14 protein-coding genes are annotated in these 15,203 nt (G+C 51.9%); 3 read left to right on the plus strand and 11 right to left on the minus strand.

Going from position 1 to position 15,203, the window contains the following annotated elements:
* Positions 1 to 87: 87 nt before the first annotated feature.
* On the minus strand, positions 88 to 915 hold the full coding sequence (locus PKO01S_RS06520; protein ID WP_127530496.1) for a DUF5995 family protein: 828 nt from the start codon (positions 913 to 915) through the stop codon (positions 88 to 90).
* A gap of 77 nt (positions 916 to 992) precedes the next feature.
* Entirely contained in the window at positions 993 to 1,961 is a 969-nt protein-coding gene (locus PKO01S_RS06525) for a phosphotransferase family protein (RefSeq protein ID WP_127530497.1), read from the minus strand.
* Positions 1,962 to 2,211: 250 nt separating this feature from the next.
* On the opposite strand from PKO01S_RS06525, the gene uraA reads away from it, so the two are divergent.
* Positions 2,212 to 3,498 carry a uracil permease gene (uraA, locus tag PKO01S_RS06530; protein WP_127530498.1) on the plus strand — a complete coding sequence of 429 codons (1,287 nt, stop codon included), beginning with the start codon at positions 2,212 to 2,214 and terminating at the stop codon, positions 3,496 to 3,498.
* A gap of 66 nt (positions 3,499 to 3,564) precedes the next feature.
* On the opposite strand, the gene PKO01S_RS06535 is transcribed toward uraA, so the two are convergent.
* The 8 genes from PKO01S_RS06535 to PKO01S_RS06570 form a co-directional block, all read right to left on the minus strand.
* Positions 3,565 to 4,119 carry a GNAT family N-acetyltransferase gene (locus PKO01S_RS06535; protein WP_127530499.1) on the minus strand — a complete coding sequence of 185 codons (555 nt, stop codon included), beginning with the start codon at positions 4,117 to 4,119 and terminating at the stop codon, positions 3,565 to 3,567.
* Positions 4,120 to 4,298: 179 nt separating this feature from the next.
* The gene (locus tag PKO01S_RS06540) at positions 4,299 to 5,630 is read right to left on the minus strand and encodes an N-acetylmuramoyl-L-alanine amidase (protein WP_127530500.1); all 1,332 of its coding nucleotides are present in this window, start codon (positions 5,628 to 5,630) and stop codon (positions 4,299 to 4,301) included.
* 91 nt (positions 5,631 to 5,721) lie between these two features.
* Positions 5,722 to 6,729, minus strand: a complete 1,008-nt coding sequence (locus PKO01S_RS06545; RefSeq protein WP_127530501.1) for a serine hydrolase domain-containing protein — start codon at positions 6,727 to 6,729, stop codon at positions 5,722 to 5,724.
* Between the two features lie 34 nt (positions 6,730 to 6,763).
* A complete protein-coding gene (locus PKO01S_RS06550; RefSeq protein WP_127530502.1) occupies positions 6,764 to 7,339 on the minus strand; it encodes a TetR-like C-terminal domain-containing protein in 576 nt (191 codons plus the stop codon).
* Between the two features lie 12 nt (positions 7,340 to 7,351).
* The gene (locus PKO01S_RS06555; protein ID WP_127530503.1) at positions 7,352 to 8,068 is read right to left on the minus strand and encodes an MBL fold metallo-hydrolase; all 717 of its coding nucleotides are present in this window, start codon (positions 8,066 to 8,068) and stop codon (positions 7,352 to 7,354) included.
* 241 nt (positions 8,069 to 8,309) lie between these two features.
* On the minus strand, positions 8,310 to 9,035 hold the full coding sequence (locus tag PKO01S_RS06560) for an HAD family hydrolase (RefSeq protein ID WP_127530504.1): 726 nt from the start codon (positions 9,033 to 9,035) through the stop codon (positions 8,310 to 8,312).
* A 27-nt stretch (positions 9,036 to 9,062) separates the two neighbouring features.
* A complete protein-coding gene (locus PKO01S_RS06565) occupies positions 9,063 to 9,563 on the minus strand; it encodes a metallophosphoesterase family protein (RefSeq protein ID WP_127530505.1) in 501 nt (166 codons plus the stop codon).
* A 103-nt stretch (positions 9,564 to 9,666) separates the two neighbouring features.
* The gene (locus PKO01S_RS06570) at positions 9,667 to 9,951 is read right to left on the minus strand and encodes a hypothetical protein (RefSeq protein WP_127530506.1); all 285 of its coding nucleotides are present in this window, start codon (positions 9,949 to 9,951) and stop codon (positions 9,667 to 9,669) included.
* Positions 9,952 to 10,130: 179 nt separating this feature from the next.
* Between PKO01S_RS06570 and PKO01S_RS06575 the strand changes: the two genes are divergently transcribed.
* Positions 10,131 to 11,426 (plus strand): arsenic transporter, encoded by a 1,296-nt coding sequence (locus tag PKO01S_RS06575; protein ID WP_127530507.1) that lies wholly within the window; start codon positions 10,131 to 10,133, stop codon positions 11,424 to 11,426.
* A 60-nt stretch (positions 11,427 to 11,486) separates the two neighbouring features.
* Here PKO01S_RS06575 and sleB read toward each other — a convergent pair whose 3' ends face one another.
* On the minus strand, positions 11,487 to 12,143 hold the full coding sequence (gene sleB / locus PKO01S_RS06580) for a spore cortex-lytic enzyme (RefSeq protein WP_127530508.1): 657 nt from the start codon (positions 12,141 to 12,143) through the stop codon (positions 11,487 to 11,489).
* 404 nt (positions 12,144 to 12,547) lie between these two features.
* Here sleB and helD point away from each other — a divergent pair, with 404 nt between their 5' ends.
* Positions 12,548 to 14,956 (plus strand): RNA polymerase recycling motor HelD, encoded by a 2,409-nt coding sequence (gene helD / locus PKO01S_RS06585; RefSeq protein ID WP_127530509.1) that lies wholly within the window; start codon positions 12,548 to 12,550, stop codon positions 14,954 to 14,956.
* The last annotated feature ends 247 nt before the right edge of the window (positions 14,957 to 15,203 follow it).

Genomic DNA, 15,203 nt, shown 5'->3' on the forward strand with positions numbered 1-15,203 from the left:
GCTTTCGACAGCGGCAGGTTCCATCCTCGCATCAAAAAAACCGCCGAAATATCATTTCGGCGGACGAAGGACCTAAATCAATTTCATTTAACCCGATAACGTACCGCTATTATGCGGTCCTGACCATGCACTCGATGATTCCGATAAAATCGTAATATTGTGTACGACATCGTTAGACTCGCGCAACCGTACGAACCATAAAATCGCCTTGAACAGCAGCCCTGGAGGACGCAGCACATCTTGCCCAAGCACGGCTGTCTCAGCGCCTTTACGCGCCATTAGTTCCAATTTATGTTGACTATCCTTGGCCAAGTTCATCGCGAATGTCCATGCATAGCTTCTTGCCTTGTTCATGCTGAACCGGATTATCGTGTCAGCCGCTTTGCCGTCCTGTTCATCCAGCCATCCGATCCACGGCGACAAAGAGTCCAGATCGCGCTTCACTTCATCAATCATAGAAGCCAATATATCGTTAATGATATTAAAATCATGATGAAGCGACGGCAGCGTTTCGCCAGGACAAGTATCTACAGCTGCGATACCCAGATCGTAATTAATATGTGCATTCATGCCAAGCAGCAGATGTTGCAGAATAAGAGGCTTGGATTGTTCCGCCGCTTCGAATGCAATTCGCCAGCACTGGCTGCAGCGGCCGCCGCTCGAATAAGAGGCGTATGCATCCAGAAACCGGTTGGCAAAGCATACGTCTAGACGTTCCATACGCTTGCCGTCCTCAAATCTTCCAGCTTCGATTTCTGCCTTGACTCTTGCTGTGACGGTTCGGTACATAGCTGTGAAATAACCGATTCTGTTCCCGGTATCGATGGAATACTGAATGATTCGATCCAATCGTTCCAACACTTCATCGATCGTCTTCGCCGTACCGTTTATCTGATGGAAATCTAAAGCCGACATAATCGAATACCCCCTTCCTCATTGATGTGATGGCTATGTTTTCTGAAGTTGGATGTTAGGATAATGAGCAAAGCCGGTTACTGAGCCGTTCTCAACGCTTCAATCCGTTCGATTAGGATATTCGTCGTCCAATTCGTATGATCCTCGTTATAGTCCCGGTACGTGCTTTCGATCCGCATCACCAGCGCAAGATGCAGGTCATAGAGCAATCTTCTGCTGTTGGTCTGCGGGTTCAAGGAAGGTCTCTCTACGCCATATCCTGCAAGAAAAGCCTCGCTGCAAGCGAAATGGCTGAAATAATGTTCCATCAACGGGTCGCCCCAAAACGCCCGCTCGGTATCAATAATGCCGGATACGCGCCCTTCGTTCACGAAGACATTGCCGTCCCACAAATCCCAGAATACAAGCTTTGGAGCTTGTACGGCATCGAGTGCCGGAAGATGCGGACTCATGAGATCATTGAACTGTTCGTATGGGATTGGCAGCTCAACGGATGCATCCAAGCCGTCTTGGAGCAGCCACTCGATCATAAGGCCGAACGAATCCTTCCAGCTTCCGCGCCGGGATGACGGCAAAGCGACGTAGCCGTACGATTCGCCCGTTATTTGATTAATTTTTGAATTAAAAATGCCAAGCTCTCGGTCGATCGCAGCCTTCTCCTGATCGGAGAGTTGTTCCTTGATATGATTGAGAGTGCGTCCGGTTATCCGCTCTTGGAAGAAATACTCGCAATCGATCAGCTCTCTGGAAGAGTCGTACCCCTGAAGTTTCGGAATCGGAACACCTCCCGCTTCTGCGATCAACCGCATCGTCTGCACTTCCGCTTCCATCAGATTGCGCTCATAACGCAAGGTGCGAACGTCCTCGGGAGGCGACACTTTAAGCACGGTCCCTCTGCCGTCGCTTAAATCAATCGAGTAGGCTGTATTAAACCAGCCATCGCTTAGCTCTGTACAACCGATAACGCTTATATCCGAACCGAAGGCTTTAGCTGCCAACTGGCGAATGACTGCGTCTGACAATTTCTTCTTCGTCGTGCTTTCCATAACTGAACTCCCCAATCTGGTATGGTCGATGTAACATATGATCACATCAATTTGAATACTAATTCGATTATAGTAACTGACTGCGAATTTCACTATCAAAAAATGGATATTTTAATGATTCTTTATGTTAGGAATATTGCTCATCGTTTATTAGGTGTAATAATTGTCCCAAATAGGGTAAAATAGTCCCGCATTATACTTCTAAGATAGGGTTAATGACTTTGTATCCATTCATAAGGAGGCAACATTGATGCAACGCATGATTCCGGTGGACGAGCGTCCGCCTCTCCTGCAAAGCATACCGCTCAGTCTTCAACATCTCTTCGCCATGTTCGGCTCGACCGTACTCGTTCCGGCATTGTTCCACGTCGACGCTTCGACGATTCTGCTGATGAACGGGATTGGCACTCTGCTGTACTTGCTGCTTTGCAAGGGCAAAATCCCAGCCTACCTTGGCTCAAGCTTTGCTTTTATTTCTCCGGTATTGGTCGTCCTGAACAACGACACGGCTGCCAACTATCCGAAAGCGCTTGGCGCTTTCATTGTCGTCGGCCTGATCTTCACCGTGTTCGCGCTGCTCCTTCAATGGACAGGCACCGGATGGCTGGACATTGTATTCCCTCCGGCAGCAATGGGCGCGATCGTCGCCATTATCGGGCTGGAGCTTATTCCGGTAGCTGCGCAGATGGCAGGCTGGATATCGGGCGGAGCCGAGGGATGGTCTCCGGACGGCAAACAAATTGCGGTATCGGTCACGACGCTGCTTATCATCATGATCGGTTCCGTCGTATTCCGCGGGTTTATGAAGATTATTCCGATTCTGACCGGCTTCGTGCTCGGATACTTGCTCGCATGGGCTCTTGGCCTGCCTGATTTTACCGGTGTCAAGGAGGCCAGCTTCTTCGCGCTTCCGACATTTACGTCACCCGAATGGGACGGAGCGGCCATCGTAACGATTCTTCCGGCTGCGTTCGTCGTCATTGCAGAGCACATCGGCCATCTGCTCGTTACCGAGAAGATCGTCGAACGCGATATTACCCGCGATCCCGGCCTGCACCGGTCACTGCTCGGCAACGGCTTGTCTACGATCCTATCCGGCTTCGTCGGCTCTACGCCGAACACGACCTACGGCGAGAACATCGGCGTTATGACGTTAACCCGTGTCTTCTCGGTATTCGTTATTGGCGGCGCAGCCGTTCTTGCGGTTGTGCTCTCCTTCCTTGGCAAGTTGTCTGCCATTATCGCTGCCGTACCGAATGCCGTGCTCGGAGGCGTATCGCTAATGCTTTTCGGCGTTATCGCCGCAGCTGGCATTCGAATGCTCGTCGACACGAAAGTGGATTACGGCAAGCCGAGTAACATCGCGCTTACGACGATTGTGCTCGTTCTTGGCATCAGCGGCACGACCCTTAAATTCGGCAACTTCGAGCTGAAAGGGATGGTGCTTGCTACCGTCTCCGCCATCGTGCTCAGTCTGCTGTTCAACGTATTCGAACGGTTGAAGCTTGTGAACGACAGCGATTCGAAAAGCCATTAGGATCACAATATACATTAAGAAGGCGCGAAGTGTAGAAGCTTCGCGCCTTCTTTCGAATAATGGTTTCTAATTTATTGACGTATTTATCTTCTTAATCAGACTTATTCGGATGACCTCGTCCCATATCGGACCACGCCGAACCGTTTGATACCCCATTTTTCGGTTCAATTCGATAACGTGGAGATTTGTCTCTTCTGTATGCGTATAGATTAGATCTACCTGATGATAACGGGCCTCTTCTTCCAGTTTTTGTTTCAGTGCAGTCGCTAATCCTAATCTTCGAAAGCTCGGATGCACCCATAGTTGAAATATCTCAAGGAATCGGCCGTCGCTTTGAAATAAGCTCGGATCTAACTCCTCATAAATGGTCCATGGATACAAGATATTCCGATTAACAATAGAATACATGATCGTGGCAACCGATTTATCGGAATTGGAATCCTCAATAATAAAGGCTCCTTTATCTGAGTCCGTGAGAAACGGTTTGATTTTGTTGCTATGGTCCACTAGTTCTTGTTCTGTCATTTCATCGTCACTCGAAACCGTGTACCCTTCGTTTTTCAAGTCAACCCGTACCAAAAATTCATGATCAGTCCAAACAGCCTTTCGCATATTCAGCATTGTATCACCTCACTCATCGCATGAATCAATTCTTTATTCATATTGGCACTCGTATTTCCCCACTTCGACCTAAAAGTTCCTCTGTAACTATTATGTACTCGCTGACGAACGATACGACGGCATAAAAAGAGGCTATACAGCGCTTTTTCCTGCGCAAATACAGCCTCCATTCGTTTCAATTACAATTTTAGCAGCTTTTCGTACAACCGTTTCAGAACGGCAGCCTCCGCCCATAACGGCAGCGGTTGATCGATCTGCTTCTTCCACGACTTATCCGTCAACATCCCCTGCTCATAAAGCCATTCCACCGCATCAATCTTCCACTGCGGCGTCCCTTCCGGGTACTGGGCGGATACCGGCACTTCGGGCTCCGGCTCTGGCTCTGGCTCCGGCACTGGTTTAACCGCTAAGCCCAGCGCCTGCCCCACGCCAATGGCGATGGCATCGGACAGCTTGTCGATCACATTCGGATTGTTCAGCAGAGCGGCATCCTCTGCATTGTCGACAAACAAATTCTCGATCAGTATGGCTGGCATCTTCGTTTCGCGAATAACGGCAAAGCTTGCTTCCTTCTTGCCCCGGTCGACGGCTCCTGCAGCGCTTAGTGCGGACATGACGGCTGCATGCACGATATCTTGCCGTTTCCCCGATTCTTTCTGCCGCGTTCCCGTATAGACGTAGCTTTCGAAGCCTTTGCCACCTGCCGCATTATGATGCAGCGATACGAAATAATCAGCTCCCCATTGATTCGCGAGCGACGCCCGCTCTAGGAGAGGAATGAATACGTCGGTTTCCCGCGTCATTCTAACCCGCACGATGTATCGGGCCAGCAGCCGGTCACGGACTTTCAGCGCTATGGCGAGCGCATGGTCCTTCTCGACAATGCCGAACCCTTTGGCGCCGGGATCGCTGCCGCCGTGGCCGGCGTCTAATACGACGAGTTGGCCCGTTGCTTGAACAGCGTCGGTCATGGACGCATACAGCTTCATAATATTTTGTCCATAACTGTCCCCTGCTTTCAATGCGGCGTCCAGCGAGCTGTACTTGTTCTTGTCATACCCAGGAACGGCCCATTTTCCAGCCAGATCCTCCCAGTTCGGAGCCGAACCGCGTTTGACAGACGAATAGCGCGGATCAATCAGCGTTTCCCCTGGAGGAAGCGCTGTCGCAGCCGCATATGCGTACAAATGTTGAATTTGTGCCGTTACTCCGGCTGTAACGGATGGAAAGGAATTGCCCGGAACGCTGCCCGTCGCACCGATACCGGCATAGTTATGCTGTTCGGGCGCTACATCACCGCCGAAACGGAACCAATTCGTCTCATGAATCGATTGACAAAGCGCAACATCGCCTTTTATGCCATATTTAGATCCGACGGTTAGAAACGCCTCCGCGATTTCCGCCTTGAAAGACGGGTTAACCGTACGTACGAAACGAGTGAGCTCATCTTTCGTGAAACGGCTGTTGCCTGAAATCGGGTTTCGGGCTGAAGGGTCGAGAACGGTTGCCAATAAACATCACCTCTTGCTTGCTTTCTACTTAATAGAATATGTAAGCAAGCATGGATCCGGAACGGCTGTCTCCCCTTCACGATCAGATCAGTCAACTACCATGCCCGAGGGATGGAACGAGAACGTGATGGAACAAATCTCGGGACACAATCGCTTGGTTGCGTCCAGCTGGCTTCTTGCGAATGACCGCGACTGCGTTCAACTTAGGCGCTACGATCAAATATTGCCCGCCATATCCGAAGGCAAAATAAAACGGCCCGCTCGCTTCATCTCCATCCTCTACCCACCAATGCCCGCCATAATGGCCGTAAATGTGAGGCTCATAGTGGGACAACGCTTTATGATGCGGCATGGTCGTCTGCTCCAGCCATGCGGCAGGGATGAGCTGAGTTCCTTCAAGCCGCCCTTTCTGTAAGCATAGCAATCCCAGCTTCGCCATATCGCGCGAACTGAGATGCAGCCCGGTTCCTCCGTCATTGACTCCGTTTCGCGAGCTCCATGCCGCACGTTGAATGCCGAGCGGACCGAATAAATTTTCGGATGCATAGCTCATCGCGCTTTTGCCGGATGCTTCGGTCAATATAGCCGAGAGCATATGGGAGCAACCGCTATTGTAACAGAACACTTTGCCGGGCTCATGAACAATCGGCTGTTCAGCCGCGAAGGACACCCAATTATCGGACCTCTTCATCGCCCAATACGGCTTATCGAAATCTTGCCACTCGAAGCCCGCCGTCATGGTGAGCATATGCCGAATCGTCAAGTTCTGTTTCCGGTCATCAACCGACCGCTTCAGCGGCTCCAGCCAATCCGACGCTTTCTGCTCCATGCCGGACAACAGTCCTTGCCCTGTTGCTATGCCGAGCAGTATCGACAAAACGCTCTTCGTGCACGAGTAAAGCGACAACGGCCGGTCTTCCCCTTGCTCGTGCCATTCCCATACGAGCGATTCGTCCGCTACAAGAACAACGCTTTTCATGCCAAGTGCGGGAAGCTGCTTCGTCATCCGATCCAGCCGCTGATGATCCAGTCCCGCTTCCTTTGCTGAACGGCGGGGAAGTATATAATCTTCACGTTTATTCTCAGCGGATAAGAGCATGACTTTACTTGTCCTCCTCTTGCCTTTGCGTAAGTTAAGTACGGCTAATGCCTGCCAAATAGGCTCGGACCATATATTGAAAGCTCTGATTCTTCGAATAGGGCATGCCGAAGCCGCCTGAATTACTTAATGAGGTGAATCCGTGCAGCAAGCTTCGGAAGCCTCTTACAGCATGAATGACGGATGCTTCATCAGCTGTATTCGGCATATGGTGCCGGATCAAGCGCGACACGAGCTCGACGATCCGCTTCGATACATCTGCCGCTTCCGGCTGATCCGCTCCTTGCGGCCTTTGCGTTGCTTCGTACAGGCCAGGGTGACCAAGCGCGAAAGCCGCATAAGCTTCGGCTAGCGGCAGCACCGCTTCGGCCTCGTCTTGAATCGGCTGCACTGACGATTCAATCGTATGAAGCAGCTGCTGCAAGCCATGCAGCGTTAACATAGCCATTACGCCGGGCAGACCGTCGACATGGTTATACAGCGACGGCGAGCGGACGTTCAGCTGCTGTGCAAGTGTCGCGAGCGTTACGGCTGACAATCCCGATTCGTCTGCAATCGCTGCAGCCGCTCGGACGATAATGCCGTGATCCAAACCTACTCTTGGAGACATGAAACCCGCCTCCTATAATTGGAGAGCTTGCCGAGCTTCGGCAACTGCTCTCGATAAGGATGACTGCGGATTACGCAGCATGGTGCCATGACCGACAGCAAGCACGGATGGCGCAAGTTGAAGCAGCCGTTCGGCGCTTGCTACAGCCTGTTCCTTGCTCCACGTGGCCATTGCCGGGAAAGGGAACAACGGCACGACTTTGCCCGATACGGCAATCCCGCCGCGCAGCTGGATAGCGTCGCCAGCGATGAGAACGCGGCTCTGCGGTTCAAAGAACGAGATCGAGCCCGGTGTATGGCCCGGCGATGTTATTACTTCAAGCGAACCGACACGGTCGCCTTCACACAGCAATTGATCGGGTACGGTGCGAATTGCACCGGGCTTCGGGACGCCGCCGCGAATCATCTGTTGCGGTTCATTCGCATCTAACGAGCGGTCGCCGCGCAGAAGCCTTGCATCGCGCTCCGAGATCAAGACGCGAGCTACCGGAAGCTGACGCTTCAGCTCATCAAGCGCACCAATATGGTCGCCATGCGCATGCGTCAGCGCAATGCGCGTGATCGGCTTACCGATGCCGGCGGCAGCTTTGAGAATTCCTTTGGCGCTGAAGGGCAACGCGCAATCGATCAATGTCAGTTCATCTCCCTCCTCAACCAAATAACAGTTAACCGGAAACAAACGCGGCATAAACGACAGCTGGTGCACGTTACCGAACGACGTTATTCTCATGGATATAGCCTCCCAAATTTCCTTCAACTAATACCGTTAGTTTTATTATAACTAACGGTATTAGTTTTGACAATAGGCGATTTGCTGCAGGTGAAAGTTCATTCCAATAAGGTCACTGCAGCTCGCTTAATCCCCACTCTCTGTCACACTTGCACCACCATAAGCAAAGGGGCTGTTCCCAACTCACTCAGCCCTTCGGCTATGTTCGTTTGGAACAACCCCTTATTACATGGTCAATATACTAGGCTTGAACGGAATTGACACCCAGCAGCTTTCTTGTCAGGTCGTGAATATCAGCGCATTCGTGCAGCGGGCGGTGATCCGTCTCCGGAGCCCGGCCGCGGTTATTCAGCCAAATGCAGCGCCAGCCTGCTTCGCTAGCGCCGACAATGTCGTTGCGCCAGTTATCGCCGACGTAGATGCAGTTCTCAGGCTTCGTGCCCGTCGCACGGTTTACTTCATCGAACAACTTCGGATCGGGTTTTGCGATGCCGACTGCATCGGATACGAACGTCCATCCGGCGTTTACGTATTTCTCAACGCCAAGGGCGTCGATCTTGCGCCGTTGATGCACGACGGGTCCATTCGTAATGATGCCGATATCGTGCCCGCGTTCCCGGATCGCTTTCAGCAGTTCAACAATGCCCTCGGAAGGCTGAATCGCCTGCTGCTCCCGTTCGTACGCTGCTTGCAGACGGTCGGCTTGCTCGTCATTCAGTGTAATGCCGTATTCCGCAAAAGCGAGCGACAGACGAAGACGGCGGGTCTCCTCAAGCGTCAATTTCCCCGCGCAATATTCGTCCCACAGCTCATCGCTGTGGTAACGGACCCGCTTAAACAAGTGGTCGAATTCGGCTTTGCTCTTATCCTGCCACATGCCTTCCCGGATGATCGACATCCGGAAAGGCTCCATTTGATCGTAAAGCGTATCGTCCATGTCAAAAAAATAATGGCGTATTTCGTGCATATCTATTCGTACCTTTCTGCTATTGGTTCATTTATGGATGACGACATGCTCGGCGGCCACTCTTCTGCCCTGAATTGTCAAAATGCCGAATGTGCAGCATGCCGCACGCCGTCTGTCGGTTAGCGATCCGGGATTAAACAGCAGGACGCCTTCCCTCGTTTTCCTTAATGGAATATGCGTATGACCGAACACGATGACATCCACCTCGCTGGCATCGAACGACCGCAGCGCTCTCGTCTCTGTCTCATCGCGGCGTCCCGGACCGTGTCCGTGAACGATTCCGACTTTCACTTTCTCCAATAAGACGATCCGCCGAAAGCCAAGCCGCCGGACAAGTCCAGGTCCGTCATTGTTGCCGCAAATACCATATACCGGAGCGTACTGGCGGAGCACGCGAAGTACAGACCCATCCGTCCAATCTCCTGCATGGATGACAGCGTCTGCAGTCTTTAGTTCTTCAAGCAGTCTGGCCGGCAGCTGCTTTCCCATTCTCGGCATATGCGTATCGGATACAACGACGACTTTCAATCGAGCACACTCCCTCCGGAATCCATTCGAATGGGCTTCGACCTCTGCTCGATCATACGCTGGAGCTAGAATTACATTGCAATAAGTATGTACGGAATGGTTGTTATTCCGATTCTGCCGTTTTCGGTTCGAGTGTTTGCTTCGCCGAATCGATCAACCGGTAATACAGTTCATCATCCTCTTCCAGTTGCTCCTCGACTTGATCAATTTGATCTTCCGGTCCCGATTCGTCCAAGAAGAACAGACTGTAGCCCCAGTCGCGTCCCTTTTTGCTCTGCAGAGCCATTTCGTATTTGCGGACGTGGCCCTCTACTTCAAAATGAACAAAGCCGACATAGCCGTCTTCTTCCGTATACGTCATTCCGCTCTTCAATATGCTAACATTCATTCGCCAATAACCTCCAAGTTTCATTGTAAATCAACGAATCGTTCTCATCATACCATTGCCGCTCGGACTCCTGCCACCATCTATGTCGAAAATTGATTTACGTACGGACGGAAATCCGTATAATTACATACAGGCTGCATCATTCATTATGTACAACAGAGAACGGAGATTCGCTGCAAATGGCTATTGTCGCACCGCTATTATTTATTCTTACCGTCGGTCTTGTCATCTGGCAGCCGCGCAAGCTCAACATCGGCTGGTCTGCCAGCGGCGGCGCACTGTTGGCCGTCCTGCTAGGCATCGTTGGCTGGCACGATATTATCGAAGTGACGTCCATCGTATGGAATGCAACGTTCACTTTCATCGGCATTATATTGATTTCAATCGTATTGGATGAAATCGGCTTTTTCGAATGGTCGGCGCTCCATATGGCGAGACTGGCTCGCGGCAACGGCCGTCGGCTGTTCATCTATATGGTGCTGCTCGGAGCAGCCGTATCCGTCTTCTTCGCTAACGACGGCGCGGCGCTTATTCTGACGCCGATTGTTCTGGCAACCGTCCGCGCACTCCGGCTGGACGAGCGGTTAGTACTGCCGTTCGTAATGGCAAGCGGCTTCATATCCGACACTGCCTCAACGCCGCTTATCATCAGCAACCTCGTCAACATCGTTGCGGCTGACTTCTTCGGCGTCGGCTTTGCGGAATATGCGGGCCGTATGATCGTCCCGGGGCTTATCGCAATCGGGGCAAGCTTGCTCGTATTGATGTTGTATTACCGCAAGTCGATCCCTGTTCGATATGACGATGATCAGCTTGGGGATCCGATGACAGCGATTAAAGATGTTCGGTTGTTCCGGCTGAGCTGGGTCATTCTTGCCGTCTTGATGGCCGCCTACTTGTCGAGCGAATGGCTGTCGGTTCCTGTATGTGTCATCGCAGGATTAGCGGCTGCTGCACTGCTTATTGCTGCTAAGCAAAGTCCGCATATTCGAACGGGCGATATTGTCAAACAAGCCCCTTGGTCGATTGTCATTTTCTCGATCGGAATGTACGTCGTTGTATACGGCTTGCGCAATGCCGGTTTTACCGATCATCTAAGCGAATTGCTCCAGTGGTTCGCAGACCGCGGTCTGTTCGCTGCTTCGGTCGGAGGCGGATTCGTAGCTGCCATTCTGTCGTCCGTGATGAACAATTTGCCAACCGTTATGGTCGACGCGCTTGCGATCTCCGATACGGAGACGACCGGTGCAATCCGGGAAGCACTTATATATGCGAATGTCATAGGCTCGGATCTCGGTCCGAAAATGACGCCGATCGGTTCCCTTGCCACCTTGATCTGGCTGCATGTGCTAAGCCGCAAAGGCGTCTCGATCTCTTGGCGCGACTATATGAAAGCCGGCATCGTGCTGACCATTCCCGTGTTGTTCATCACCCTGTGCGGGTTGTACATTTGGCTGTACGTGCTCTATATGTAAATGTGAAAACAGGCGCTGCCGGAATCCGAAGAGGATTCCATGCAAGCGCCTGTTCCATTTTTATAGGGCGAAAATATGACGGCCGATCTGAACGGTTTGCTTACGCGACCAAATCCAATCGGATGTCGCTGTCGATGGGTTAAAATAATAAAGAGCATTGCCCGTCGGGTCCCAGCCTGCAGCGGCATCGAGCGCGGCTTTGTATGCCGTCGCATCTGGCTTTAGATTGAACTGACCGTCATCGACAGCCGTGAACGCACCTGGCTGCATAATGACTTCCTTCACCGTGTTCGGGAATGAACTCGACTGTACACGGTTCATCACAACGGCGCCTACGGCGACCTGTCCTTTATACGGTTCCCCGCGAGACTCCGAATAGATAATCCGGGCAAGCAGATCGAGTTCCGCTTGATTGACCGAAACGCGTTTCAGCAGCGACCACGTTTTCGACCCTGCTACACCATCTGCGGTTAAGCCATAATCGGCTTGGAACCGTTCAACAGCATCTTGGGTCATCTTGCCATAATATGTTGTAACGTCGGTTTTGAAATAACCGAGTACTTTCAGACGGAATTGAAGATCGGGTACGTCGACCGACTGACTGCCGTAACTCAGTGTCGGTGCTGCCGCAGCCTGCGAGGTTGGCGGCGATACTGTCGTGAAAGCAATAATGAATGCAACTGCGATAAGCAGCATTTTTCCTAGCTTGTTGTTCATGTTGTGAGCTCCCCTTCCTTGTTGTGCGTATCGGTGGTCGGCCCGCTGCATGGGTTTGATTGTAACATGGCCTGTTTTCATTTTTGAACCCTTTGGCCGAAATTACATCAATTTGCTAATTTGTTTGACAGATGGATAATCTGTTTCGCATACAGCTTTATTAGAAAAATAAAAGCCGACAAGCAAGCTTGTCGGCGAACAATTCATTATTCATATTGCAGTCCATAATGAAAAAATGATACAATAAAAAAAGTCGTTGTGTTGATGGTTCGAGCATAGAAATTCCATATTACGATCTTAATTAAATTATACCACGGCCTTCAACAACAAGTCAAGTCAATCCCTTTACACATTTTTTTATCCGTATTGCCCCCAAATACGTGCTGACGGAGGTCGATTTATCAATGAGTCAATGGTCGAACGAGTGGAACGCGGAACAGCAGCGTGTGAATGATGTGACGAAAGCGCTGCGTGAACGAATTGCGGAATACGAACCCGCCGTCGGTGAATTGAGATCGGAAGTCGTCGATTTTCGTACCCACTTCTGGGACGATGTGACGGTCAATTTAAGCAATGACGACGATATTCTCGAAACGTACATGAGCATGAAGCAGCAGGCGCAAGTGCTGTCGGAACGCGAGCAAAGCCACCGCCATCTACTCGGACAGCTCAAGCGGATGCGGCGGCTTGTCCCTTCGCCTTACTTTGGACGCATCGATTTTCAAGATTCGGAAAGCGACCAGCCGGAGAAACTATATATCGGCGTTGCTTCCTTTCTTGCAGACGATGGCGAAACCTTTCTTGTTTATGACTGGCGGACGCCGATTGCCAGCCTTTATTATGATTTCCCTCCCGGTCCCGCTACCTATGTCACGCCGGTAACAGAGATCTCAGGTACGATCGATCTGAAACGGCAATTCGCGATCCGCGACGGCATTATTAAGACGATGTTCGATACCGGCATGACGATCGGAGACGAACTGCTGCAAAATGTGCTCAGCAAAGGCGCAGGTTCACAAATGCAATCCATCGTCGCCACCATTCAGCAGGAACAGAACCGCATCATCCGCAATGACAGCAGCCGACTGCTTGTCGTGCAAGGCGCAGCGGGCAGCGGTAAAACATCCGCCGCACTGCAGCGGGCTGCTTACTTATTATATAAGCACCGCGAACGGTTGACGGCAGAACAGATGGTGCTATTCTCGCCGAACACGATGTTCAACAGCTATGTGGCTACAGTGCTTCCGGAGCTTGGCGAAGACAACATTCAGCAGACGACATTCCAGGAATATATTAACCGCCGTCTTGGCGGAAGCTTCGATATTGAAGATCCGTTCGATCAAATGGAATATGTGCTGACGCAGCATGACGATCCGGATTACGACGCCGTGATCGCGGGCATCGCATTCAAAGCTTCAGCCCGCTTCCTTCATGCGATTCGCGCTTACCGCGATCAATTGCTCAAGGACGGCATGGCGTTCCGCGGCATTAAGTTCAAGGGGCGTACGCTGCTGTCGCGCAAAGCCATCGCAGCGCAATTTTATAGCACTAATTCTGCAGCCTCCCTCTCCTTCCGCGTTGACGAGCTCAAGGATTGGATTCTGAAGCAGCTGCGCAAGCTCGAGAAGGCCGAACGGTCCGCCGATTGGGTGAAGGACGAACTGGATTATTTGGATCAGGAGCAGTATCAGGAAGCATACAACAAAGTGCCGAAGCGTCAGCAAGGCAAAAGCCCAAGCTTCGATGACGCACAGCAAGAAGAATCAATTCTTCGCGAGCAAATCGTCCGTGCTCACTTCAAGCCTATATACCGGAAGGTAAAGGAGCTTAAGTTCGTTGACGTGAAGACGCTGTATCGCCAGCTGTTCGAGAACGAGGGCATTCTGGCCTCCTTGTTGAACGAAGCAGAGATGCCAGCGCCTGTACAATGGCAGCGTATTTGCGAGCGGACTATCCGGCTCATGGATGAAGGGAAGCTGGCATGTGAAGATGCGACGCCTTTCTTATATTTGAAGGAGCTTGTTGAAGGGTTCCAGATGAACAATTCGATCCGTTATGTATTGATGGATGAAGCACAGGACTACTCCGCGTTCCAATTCGAGTTCGTGAAGCGTCTGTTCCCTCGCGCGCGCATGACCGTGCTCGGTGACTTCAACCAAGCGATCTTCGCCCAAGCAAGCGATCTGCATGAGAAGAGCGGATCTCCGTTGGAGCAGCTGTACGGACCAGACGACACGGCGTGGCTGAACTTGACGCGCAGCTACCGCTCCACTCGCGAGATCGTCGACTTTACGCGCGCAATGCTTGCAGATGGCGACCGAATCGTTCCATTCGACCGGTCAGGAGGCAAGCCGGTTGCGATTCTGTGCGGCAGTGCCGATGAGCGCGACCAGAGAATCGCGGCCGATGTTGCGGCCCTTCAAGCAGAAGGCTTCGGCTCGATCGCGGTCATAACGAAGTCGCAGTCCGAAGCGAATGCGGCGTTTGAACGGCTGCTTCCACTCGTCCCGGACGGTTCACCGCTTAAGCTCGTAAACAAGCAGACGCTTCAGTTCGAGCACGGCTTGCTCGTCATTCCGGCGTATCTGGCGAAGGGCGTCGAGTTTGATGCGGTGCTGATTTACGATGCATCGGCGGCAAGCTACGGCTTTGAGTCGGAACGCAAGCTGTTCTATACCGCCTGCACGCGTCCAATGCACCGGCTCCGTCTCTACTCGCCGGGCGGCGAATGGTCGCCATTCGTAATGGGCGTCGATTCGGAGCTGTACGAGAACCGCGTGGGTCTCCGGCTGAGCGGAGTCACGGAAAGCTAAATAAGCGATGAGCAACGGCTGTTATACAGAGCACATAAGTGAACAGCAACCGCTCGGCAGCCGCTTCCACTAGGCTCCCGCCGGGGGCGTTAACGACACTTTTTGTGTCGCTAACGCAAGTGCTCAGCTTCGTCGGAGGCATTTTCGACACTTTTTGTGTCGCTAACGCAAGTGCTCAGCTTCGCCGGAGGCGTTAACGACACTTTTTGTGTCGCTAACGCAAGTGCTCAGCTTCGCCGGGGGCGTT

Source organism: Paenibacillus kobensis NBRC 15729 (assembly GCF_004000825.1).
In the GTDB taxonomy this organism is placed as follows: Bacteria; Bacillota; Bacilli; order Paenibacillales; family Paenibacillaceae; genus Paenibacillus_T; species Paenibacillus_T kobensis.

Coding starts and splice junctions, on each gene's coding strand:
- PKO01S_RS06560 (WP_127530504.1), bottom strand. CDS start 9,035: ATGCACGAAATACGCCATTATTTTTTTGACATGGACGATACGCTTTAC.
- helD (WP_127530509.1), top strand. CDS start 12,548: ATGAGTCAATGGTCGAACGAGTGGAACGCGGAACAGCAGCGTGTGAAT.
- PKO01S_RS06570 (WP_127530506.1), bottom strand. CDS start 9,951: ATGAATGTTAGCATATTGAAGAGCGGAATGACGTATACGGAAGAAGAC.
- PKO01S_RS06535 (WP_127530499.1), bottom strand. CDS start 4,119: ATGCTGAATATGCGAAAGGCTGTTTGGACTGATCATGAATTTTTGGTA.
- uraA (WP_127530498.1), top strand. CDS start 2,212: ATGCAACGCATGATTCCGGTGGACGAGCGTCCGCCTCTCCTGCAAAGC.
- sleB (WP_127530508.1), bottom strand. CDS start 12,143: ATGAACAACAAGCTAGGAAAAATGCTGCTTATCGCAGTTGCATTCATT.
- PKO01S_RS06525 (WP_127530497.1), bottom strand. CDS start 1,961: ATGGAAAGCACGACGAAGAAGAAATTGTCAGACGCAGTCATTCGCCAG.
- PKO01S_RS06520 (WP_127530496.1), bottom strand. CDS start 915: ATGTCGGCTTTAGATTTCCATCAGATAAACGGTACGGCGAAGACGATC.
- PKO01S_RS06550 (WP_127530502.1), bottom strand. CDS start 7,339: ATGTCTCCAAGAGTAGGTTTGGATCACGGCATTATCGTCCGAGCGGCT.
- PKO01S_RS06575 (WP_127530507.1), top strand. CDS start 10,131: ATGGCTATTGTCGCACCGCTATTATTTATTCTTACCGTCGGTCTTGTC.
- PKO01S_RS06555 (WP_127530503.1), bottom strand. CDS start 8,068: ATGAGAATAACGTCGTTCGGTAACGTGCACCAGCTGTCGTTTATGCCG.
- PKO01S_RS06545 (WP_127530501.1), bottom strand. CDS start 6,729: ATGCTCTTATCCGCTGAGAATAAACGTGAAGATTATATACTTCCCCGC.